General features: G+C 44.1%; 12 protein-coding genes. 7 read left to right on the top strand and 5 right to left on the bottom strand.

Features of this window, described 5'->3' with window-relative positions; all coding sequences use genetic code 11:
- Window positions 1–28: 28 nt before the first annotated feature.
- The 3 genes from ACWVCM_RS04870 to ACWVCM_RS04860 form a co-directional block, all read right to left on the bottom strand.
- Window positions 29–376, bottom strand: a complete 348-nt coding sequence (locus ACWVCM_RS04870; protein WP_455200593.1) for a PilZ domain-containing protein — start codon at window positions 374–376, stop codon at window positions 29–31.
- Between the two features lie 40 nt (window positions 377–416).
- Window positions 417–596 (bottom strand): PA3496 family putative envelope integrity protein, encoded by a 180-nt coding sequence (locus ACWVCM_RS04865; protein ID WP_455200592.1) that lies wholly within the window; start codon window positions 594–596, stop codon window positions 417–419.
- An 88-nt stretch (window positions 597–684) separates the two neighbouring features.
- Window positions 685–933: a hypothetical protein gene (locus ACWVCM_RS04860; protein WP_455200591.1), complete on the bottom strand. Its 249-nt coding sequence runs from the start codon at window positions 931–933 to the stop codon at window positions 685–687.
- 385 nt (window positions 934–1,318) lie between these two features.
- Between ACWVCM_RS04860 and ACWVCM_RS04855 the strand changes: the two genes are divergently transcribed.
- Together ACWVCM_RS04855 and ACWVCM_RS04850 are read left to right on the top strand one after the other, a co-directional pair.
- Window positions 1,319–1,570: a hypothetical protein gene (locus ACWVCM_RS04855; protein WP_455200590.1), complete on the top strand. Its 252-nt coding sequence runs from the start codon at window positions 1,319–1,321 to the stop codon at window positions 1,568–1,570.
- 53 nt (window positions 1,571–1,623) lie between these two features.
- Complete coding sequence (locus ACWVCM_RS04850; RefSeq protein WP_455200589.1) at window positions 1,624–2,382, top strand: extracellular solute-binding protein; 759 nt, start codon at window positions 1,624–1,626, stop codon at window positions 2,380–2,382.
- A gap of 28 nt (window positions 2,383–2,410) precedes the next feature.
- Here ACWVCM_RS04850 and ACWVCM_RS04845 read toward each other — a convergent pair whose 3' ends face one another.
- On the bottom strand, window positions 2,411–2,845 hold the full coding sequence (locus ACWVCM_RS04845) for an ATP-dependent zinc protease family protein (RefSeq protein ID WP_455200588.1): 435 nt from the start codon (window positions 2,843–2,845) through the stop codon (window positions 2,411–2,413).
- A 151-nt stretch (window positions 2,846–2,996) separates the two neighbouring features.
- On the opposite strand from ACWVCM_RS04845, the gene ACWVCM_RS04840 reads away from it, so the two are divergent.
- The 5 genes from ACWVCM_RS04840 (at window position 2,997) to ACWVCM_RS04820 (ending at window position 8,301) form a co-directional block, all read left to right on the top strand.
- Entirely contained in the window at window positions 2,997–4,646 is a 1,650-nt protein-coding gene (locus ACWVCM_RS04840) for a 7TM domain-containing protein (RefSeq protein WP_455200587.1), read from the top strand.
- Window positions 4,647–4,940: 294 nt separating this feature from the next.
- Entirely contained in the window at window positions 4,941–5,498 is a 558-nt protein-coding gene (locus ACWVCM_RS04835) for a YgaP family membrane protein (protein ID WP_455200586.1), read from the top strand.
- Window positions 5,499–5,848: 350 nt separating this feature from the next.
- Window positions 5,849–6,310 (top strand): ATP-dependent zinc protease family protein, encoded by a 462-nt coding sequence (locus tag ACWVCM_RS04830; RefSeq protein ID WP_455200585.1) that lies wholly within the window; start codon window positions 5,849–5,851, stop codon window positions 6,308–6,310.
- A 17-nt stretch (window positions 6,311–6,327) separates the two neighbouring features.
- Window positions 6,328–7,233, top strand: a complete 906-nt coding sequence (rimK, locus tag ACWVCM_RS04825; RefSeq protein WP_455200584.1) for a 30S ribosomal protein S6--L-glutamate ligase — start codon at window positions 6,328–6,330, stop codon at window positions 7,231–7,233.
- A 15-nt stretch (window positions 7,234–7,248) separates the two neighbouring features.
- Window positions 7,249–8,301, top strand: a complete 1,053-nt coding sequence (locus ACWVCM_RS04820) for a succinylglutamate desuccinylase/aspartoacylase family protein (protein ID WP_455200583.1) — start codon at window positions 7,249–7,251, stop codon at window positions 8,299–8,301.
- A gap of 130 nt (window positions 8,302–8,431) precedes the next feature.
- Here the strand turns inward: ACWVCM_RS04820 and ACWVCM_RS04815 are convergent.
- On the bottom strand, window positions 8,432–9,111 hold a 680-nt coding region (locus tag ACWVCM_RS04815), incomplete at its 5' end, for an OmpA family protein (protein WP_455200582.1).

Below are 9,111 nucleotides of genomic sequence, written 5' to 3'. Positions count from 1 at the left end.
TTTCACGTACAACTGTTACCATAGTCTACTAGTAGAACGCAGGATAGCTACTTACATAGCAGGCACTTATTAATTCTTCAGTTCCTTTCTCCAGGCTCTCAAAGGACACTGCAATCTGGCTATTTGTACAGCGTACAACGATTGCCGGAATCCACACACCATAAAGACAATGCGCTTTGTCCACGTCGAATATAACTTGAATAAGCGAATTTTCGGTAAATCCCAGGCTTGAATTAATCAGTATACCGCCGACACTAATGTTCGCAGTGTAACAACGCGCCAACAATCTATCGCCATAAACAATTTTTACCGGTATTCTACTCCAAAGCCGCGTGTACAGTCTTTTCTCTTCGGGAATATCTAGTGTATTTAGCATTTTTTTAGATTCACATTGTTATCTGTAATATACAGTGTTTCTATTCGGTAATTTCTCCAAGCTGTTCCCGTAATAGTTTTTGTTCCTGCATAATTTCAATAAGGCGGCGCGGATCATTGTACCTCCGCTTTGACACAATTGAGTTGGGTTGAGAATCCAGGTCCAGTTCATTTTCGCCCTGATCTGCCTCATCTTCGAAATCAAAAGATAACCACTCCATCACACTCACCTTTATGTACCGGTAAAAAACAGGGAACAGATCCGAGAACAGTGCTTTTTCGTATCACCGTCCTCGAATCATCTGACTATTAACCTTCCTGCACAGCTGATCCGGAACCATTAATGCTGTCATTAATACATTTGTCGATCAAACCATTGCGTTCTTCTTCGTCTGCATAGTTTTCAGCACTATATTTGTCTTCACACATAGCAACAATTTCATCGCCGCTAGGCTCAACAGATTGCTGGCCATCTTGCCCTTCTTGAGAAGCTACTGCACTGGAAAAATAGAAGATTCCTGCAATTAATAAAACGATCAAGTAAAAGGATTTTTTCACTTTTTGGTCTCCTAAAGATATCCTACGATACGAGTGAGCATTAATGCGCAACCCGATTCATGCCAGACAACTGGACACAGAACAAGGACGGTTCCATGCAATTGAATGACCCTGATAATTTTGGTTATTTTTTCAGAAAAATACAGCGAAAAATTTAAATGGTGATGATTACGAAAATCGATTGATACAACTGGCAGCCAAAGTCCGCGAAAGCCCAGGCTTTTATTGAGGGCCCTGAAATTATCAATTTTCATCGTCACGATAAACAATAATTACTTTATATTTCCAAATTAGCGGCAATATAATAGCGATAAGTTTTCGTATTGATATTGCGTATCAGAAGTTAATGAGCAGGATTTATTTTAAATATTAAAGAGGTGCTGAAATGAAGTCGCACAAACTATGGAAAATATGTTGTTTTTTAACTACATTATCTCTATGCGCTAATATAGTTGCGGCTGAAGATGAAGAGCAAAGAGATTCTTCTGCTATTGAAATTAATGTCACTGAAATTACTGCTCAGTGCACGGAACTTTATGCTGACATTGCCGCGGAAGAAGAACAGAATAAATTAATCGAAAATTGTATCGCTGAAAAGATGGAAAAATTAAAAAATTTCGCTGGCGAGCAAGGATAAATCAGACGAATTCTTAACATCACCTGGAATTGCAGTAATGCGGAAAAAAAATAATGCTTAAATTCAAATATTTTTCATTCTGCTTGCTGGTTTTTCTGGTCACCTACCCATTCACGCCTGCAATTGCACAGAATCAAAATCTGAAAATTTTTGCGATAAATGGATTAGATAAACCACTCTCAGAATTAGCCGGCATTTATAAAGAAAAACACGGGGTTAATATTGAGATTGTATCCGGCGCTGCCAGTCAAGCCTGGATAAAGCAAGCGCAAAAGACTGGCGATATCATTGTTTGCGGCGCGGAATACCAGCTCAACCAGATCCTCAGATCCAGTCCAGGCTTAATCGACAAGGCCAGCAGAACTTCCCTATATCCCAGGATGAGCGGCATACTGGTTCGTAAAGGCAGCAATAAAAAAATTGCCTCATTTTCAGATTTAGGCCAGCCTAATCTAAAGCTAATAGTTGTTGATGGTGCAGATCAGTCCGGTCTCTGGGAAGATATGACAGCAAAAAGAGAAATGGTTGCAAAGATTCAAAATAATATCCTGGTCTCTGCAAAATCAAATACTGAAGCAATCGAGCAATGGAATTCGAATAAGGATCTAGACGCATGGATTACATTTCAATCCTGGCACTATTATGTAAAAGGCTCAGCGCACCTGATAAAAGTCCTGGACCATTACAAACGACTCCGGGGAACGCCGGTTGCAATAATGAGTAAAAGTAAAAATAAATTCCAGGCACAGAAATTCATCGAGTTTTTAAAAGCAAAGGAAAACTTGAATATCTATCAAAAATGGGGCTGGTGAAACTGTAGATAGATTACGGCAATGTCGCTTAGAAATTGCACTGTGGTGTAGTCAGAAACTTTTCGCCTGAATCAACGACAAAACTACCTGCGAGAAAACTCCTGCCAACTAACATCGGGTAGTTGAAGTTCGCTCGATCAACCAGGTTTACCTCGACTTCCTTACGTACATTACCCAGGCAAACAGCCATGACAATCACGGGACGTTGCCTGGGGGGTCTATTGCCTTTTTGCTTTATTTTCGCATAGCGCTTGATGGGTTGATCAATATCCCTGGACTCATTATTTGTTGTGACAGTAAAACGCACCCAATCCGTACCCTGTTTGGTATATATTTTAAAATTTTCGGCATGAATGGAAGAATTCCTGGCACCGGTATCTATTTTTGCTGGCAACACAAACGCTCTATCGATTACCGCCACCTTCTCAATCCACCCACTCACCTGCTTTGTTTCCGCCCACACGGGAGCGGCTAAAAAAATACATGAAAAGAACAGGTATACTATTGAAAGCGGAACTTTTGGAGTTAACATATAAAGATCTCACTTATACGTACAATCAACCGCGCTTTGTCAGGCTTGATACTATAAACAGTCTTATTAAATATAGTTTAGCATGAAATCAAAAACTAAAACTCAAAAACCATTCAATACCAGGAATACTATCTTTTTTGCGACTGGCTTGATAGTAATTGGTATCCTGATAATGAATATGCGCCATAGTGCCACACAAGTTGATGCCGTACCCGTGGGAGATCGTATCTGGAATATGACGCTGACAACTCGTTTCAACTCGAGCAGTGAGTCAACCACATTACACGTTGCAGTACCCAGCGAGTCACCATTTATCAAGGTGGTTCACCAGTCAATCAAGCACCCCAACGTTACATTGAAACGGCCATCGAAATTAACCGGTTATTTTAATGAGATTACCGCTGTTCCGGATCAACCCGGCGAGCAACAGTTAGTGGCCGAATATACTGTGCACGCCAGTGACAGTGGGCACTGGATTGACAAGTTTCAGCGAAAATCAGAATTAACCGTCAAGCAAAAGACGCAGTTCCTGGATGACGCCAACAGCATGGCACTAAATGACTCTGCATTGGCAGAAGCACTTTCCACTATAAGAACCGGGGTATCCGATTTGTCTTCACTGGTTCAGGAAATATACAACTACACACATGAACAGATCGTGCTAGTGCCTGACCTGGCTTTCAATGATGTACCGGGTGTGCTGTCGCAAATGCGTGGTAACGCACTGGGTAAAACCATGGCATTCGTTGCACTGAGCCGTGCCGCCAACATTCCAGCTCGCCTGGTTGTCGGTGTAAGCCTGAAAGAAGCAATTGACGCCGATTTACATTATTGGGCACAAGTGTACGAGGACGGGCAGTGGTTACCCTACGATATCGAACATGGTTACAGTGGAGAATTACCACCCCACTATCTTGCCCTGGCTTATGACCGTGAAAGCATCAGTTATTTTGAAGATCCAACAGAGGTAGAAACAACTGTCGATATTGAGGCCATGCCAGCCCATGCCGGTATGCTGGGAAAAGACAGGAAGCAGGCGATTCAAATCATAGACCTGACACGGCTGGCCGTCACGACTCAACAATTACTAGCAATCTTGTTAATTCTTCCCTTTGGCGCCGTAATTACCCAGATATTTCGGCAAGTCGTGGGCGTTGACAGCTTCGGCACTTTTAGCGCAGCCCTGCTAGCACTGGCAATGGTCTATGCTGACTGGATTACAGTTGGCGTTATCTTGTCAATTGTGGGAGTTTTTGGTTTGGGCGGGCGAGCGTTAATTGCCGAGAGCTTAACCCGTGTGCCCAGACTGGTCATCGTATTTACCCTGGTGGCAATGAGCATGGCATTTGCGGTTTCACTGATGGAATTTCTTAATATGGAGCCCAACGCCAGCGCGGTTCTCCTGCCAATTGTTATTCTGGTTACATTAATCGACCGAATCTATGCGACCCATGAGGACTACGGTTTAACGATAACGTTGCACCGGCTGGCCTGGACGGCAATCATCGCGCTGTTTTGTTACCTGTTATTTAAACTGGATTGGCTGAAGCACCTGTTGCTCATTCATCCTGAAATACATTTTTTTACCCTGGCAGCGGTACTTTTTATATCTTTGTATTCAAAGCCTACTCTGATGGAGCTACCAGCGCTAAGCTGGTTACGTGAACCTAAACGGAAAAAGCTTGTAAAGAGTAAGCAGAAAGAAGCAACTGAAGAACCATCATCCGATTAGTACCAGCGATACCCGGTAAGACTTCCTCTGCCCAGGCAACGTCAGTTTATGTTAACTGACTATTTAATTAGAAAATTATCTGATCTTTTCGATCAAAAACTATCATTGGACTTTTTATCAGGTGAATCCATAATTACCCCCATCTACCCGGTTGGGTAGGTGTGGGACAGCCCAAAGCACTTCGTGTAAGGTACTTAATGTAAGGTACTTGATGTAAGGTAAAAACCTCAGCTGTTCGTCTGCAAGCCCCGCCCACTAGTTCATGTTAATTCTTTCACAGGAGTGTGTGTTTCAATGAAAACGCAAACTTTAGTTATTGATACGAATACCAATGTGGGCACCGTGGACCGTTATATCCGGTTTGCGATTGGTGCCAGCTTAATTTCCGTACCGTTATTTTATCAGGGTGTTGATGCAGAATACGCTGCTTTAACCTCGCTGGTAGCGATTCCGGTTCTGTTTACGGCTATTGCTCGCTGGTGTCCCCTGTATGCTTTCCTGCATGTGCAGAGTATTAAGCACAGGTACGACAACAACAGGTTTTATGGCAAAAACATCAGCACTGCCGATACGCTAGTACGCTACTTGCTTGGTACCGCCCTGATTATGGCGACCATGATGTTAACCAGCGTTGCTGACCCGTGGCTGGTAGTACTGGCTCTAATGGCAATTCCGATCATTAGTAGCGCGATTATGCAATGGGACCCTGTTTACGCAATGTTTGAAATTGGTACCCATCAACCGCAGGTGACAACTTCGTATGTTGGCGACAACATTGTGACACTGTTCGGACAGAACAGATCCGATGTAGAACCCAATCGACCCAGTGGGGGTAGTGCTAGGGCGGCCTAGCAGAAACTTAAATCAGGTCAATATACTCTCACTGATTGCCCGTGGCGCAAGCCGCGGGCTTTTTTTGATACAGATCAGTAGTCAGGGTGTAAAAAAAATCTTTCCTTACCTGTTTACCGGAAATGTTACATAATAAAAAAACAAACCTGTTACGCCATTTATAATCACAGAGCAGATTTGTATGAGACTTAACCAGCCCACAAACTCTCGTGGAATCCCATAGAAAAAAAGGGATAATTCTTGCGAAACTTGTGCTGGTATTGTGGTTGTCTTGACTAAAATTGGCTATTGTTAACGACATTAAATTTCGTGCTCAACCGGAAACTTGAACCCTTCGCTTCATTAACAATGTGAATAAAACAAAAGAAGATGATCTAGTAACAGTGGGATGGCGGGAATGGGTTTACCTCCCGGATTTAAGCTTACCCTGGCTAAAGGCCAAAATAGATACTGGCGCCAGGACTTCCTGCCTGCATGCTTTTAGTGTAGAACCCTTTGAAAAGAACCAGCAAAAATGGGTACGCTTTGGCATACATCCACACCAGCACGATAGCGATACAGAAATATATTGTGAAGCGGAAGTCATCGACGAACGGGTTGTCACCGACTCCGGTGGTCACCAGGAAGAACGTTACGTCATCTCAACTCAACTGGTGATGGGTGAACACAAATGGCCCATCGAAATAACATTGACTAATCGCGATACGATGCGATTTCGTATGTTAATAGGACGTACAGCAATGGAGAAAAGAATTATTGTTAATCCCGCTGCTTCATTTTTATTTGGCAAACCGGAAAATGCAGAAAACTAAAGTAACAAGGGGAGATTATGAGAATTGCTATCTTGTCACGGAATAAAAAGCTATATTCCACACGACGCTTGATCGAAGCTTGCGAACAACGGGGACATGAACCGGTGGTACTGGATGTTTTGCGCTGTTATATGGAAGTAGTGGCTAGCAAACCTGACGTTCATATAGGCGGAAAAGAACTGGATGCATTTGACGCTGTCATTCCAAGAATCGGCGCGTCTGTCACTTTTTATGGCACAGCCGTATTAAGGCAATTTGAAATGACGGGTGCTTACCCCCTTAATGAATCTGTTGCCATTACTCGTTCTCGGGACAAGTTACGATCCCTGCAATTACTGGCGCGCAAAGGGGTGGGTTTGCCGAATACCGGTTTTGCCCACGATCCGGATGATATACAGGATTTAATCAAGATGGTCGGCGGCGCACCTCTGGTTATAAAGCTACTGGAAGGAACCCAGGGTATTGGTGTGGTTCTGGCCGAAACCAAAAAAGCGGCTGAGAGTGTCATTGAGGCCTTCATGGGCTTGAAAGCCAACATCATGGTACAGGAATATATCAAGGAAGCCGGCGGAGCCGATATTCGTTGTCTTGTCATTGGCGAAAAAGTAGTGGCCGCGATGAAACGCCAGGCGCAACCGGGTGAGTTCCGATCTAATTTGCATCGCGGCGGTAGTGCTTCATTAATAAAACTAACGCCTGCAGAACGCGCAACAGCTGCTAAAGCTGCTAAGGTGATGGGCTTAAATGTTGCGGGTGTTGATATCTTGCGATCGGAACGTGGACCATTGGTCATGGAAGTTAACTCATCCCCTGGCCTCGGGGGTATTGAATCTGCAACCGGTAAAGATGTTGCCGGAATGATTATTCAATTTATAGAGAAAAACGCAAAACCACACAAGACACGTACTCGCGGCAAGGGGTGAGAGCTTACCTGAAGAATGAATGCGGAATCAGTCACGATTAATGGTGTCACGGTACAACGCGGTACCCGTACCACCTTAGACTTACCTGCTGGACGTTTGTACACCCACGCGCCAATGACAATTCCTGTACACGTGGTGAGTGGCAAGCATTCGGGTCCGATACTGTTTATCAGTGCCGCAATCCATGGTGATGAAATCAATGGCGTGGAAATCATTCGTCGTGTGTTAAAGCTTCCTGCTTTAAAACGAGTTTCTGGAACCATTATTGCCGTCCCCATCGTTAATGTTCACGGCCTGATAAACCATTCTCGCTATCTTCCAGACCGACGGGATCTAAATCGATCATTTCCGGGAAGTGAAAAAGGCTCGTTAGCGGCAAGGCTTGCCAATCTGTTTATGAAAGAAATTGTGGCTCAAAGTACCCATGGCATCGATCTGCACACAGGTGCTCAGCACCGTACTAACCTTCCTCAAATAAGAGCAAATCTTGATGATGCTGAGACAGAAAAACTGGCTCGAGCATTTAATGTACCTGTAATTATATCGTCGAATTTACGTGACGGTTCTCTAAGAGAAGCTGCCGCAGAGCATGGTATACCCATGTTGCTCTACGAAGCCGGTGAAGCATTGCGCTTTGATGAAGTATGCATTCGCGCGGGGGTCAATGGCATAGTGAATGTGATGCGAATGTTAGAGATGCTACCCCCCAGTCGCCGAAAATCCAAAAAACAGATTGATCCCGTGGTGGCGCGTTCCAGCGCATGGATACGCGCACAGGACAGCGGAATCCTCAGAGCAATGATTCCACTGGGCGGCCGGGTAAAGAAAAACACCCTGCTAGGTGTTGTTGCCGACCCATTCGGTGAGCGAGAAATTCAAATAATAGCGCCTTTCAGTGGTATCGTAATCGGAAGAACGAATCTACCGTTAGTTAATGAAGGTGATGCGCTATACCATATAGCGCGTTTTGAAGACATTAAGGAAGTCGAAGCCAAGGTGGACGAATTCCAGGAGGTACATACACCCGACCTGATACCTTCTCCCGATTCTGAAAGCCCGATTATTTAGTCAAACTACTTAAATTAAGTTATATAATATTTGCTACCAAAAATATTTTTACCAGTTTCATTATCATAAGGCACGTCAATGATGAACGCAAAATTGGCTGTTAGGCTAGCGCTTTAGCGACATCGTAGTACTATTCATTGAAAATAATTATATCTACACGACGATTGGCAGCACGTCCATCGGCTGTTTCGTTGCTGGCGACAGGTCTTGATTCACCGAAGCCGTATGCAACAATTCGATCTGCTGAAATATTTCCCACCTCAGAGAGAAACCTGGCAACTTTCCTTGCCCGTTGTTGCGACAATCGCTGGTTAAAACTGTCATCTCCCGTAGCATCGGTATGACCACCCACCTGAATGCGGGAATTGGGAAAGATCTTTATGGATTTGGTAATCTTGTTCAATAACGGGAAATTTACCGCATCTATTTCACTTCGACCTGTTGGGAACTTAAATCCATGCACGGAGATCAAAACATTCTGCCTCTGCTGGTAAACGTTGGCCTCACTAGCGTCGAACATTGACTGTACTTTCTCAAATCGCGCTTTTTGCTCCCGCTCAGCACGCTCCATTGCCTTGCGCTGTTTGGAAGATAAAGCCAGTTTCTGCTCATATTCTTTCCGCAAAATGTCCCTGCCTTCCTGACCTGCACTCATAAGTTCGGCGATTTGTGTCTCTGCTTCTTTAAGATCATTTCTGGTATTCGCCAGGCTTGTATTCGCTGCATTGCGTTCATCAATCACTTTGCTGATTGACTGTTGCAAGCCAGTTACCTTCAGGGCATTTTCCTCGTTAAAAGGGAGCTCGGTAC

This window comes from Kaarinaea lacus, assembly GCF_975902315.1.
Note: the sequence above shows the minus strand (reverse complement) of the source record. Positions and strands in the feature narration are given on the sequence as shown.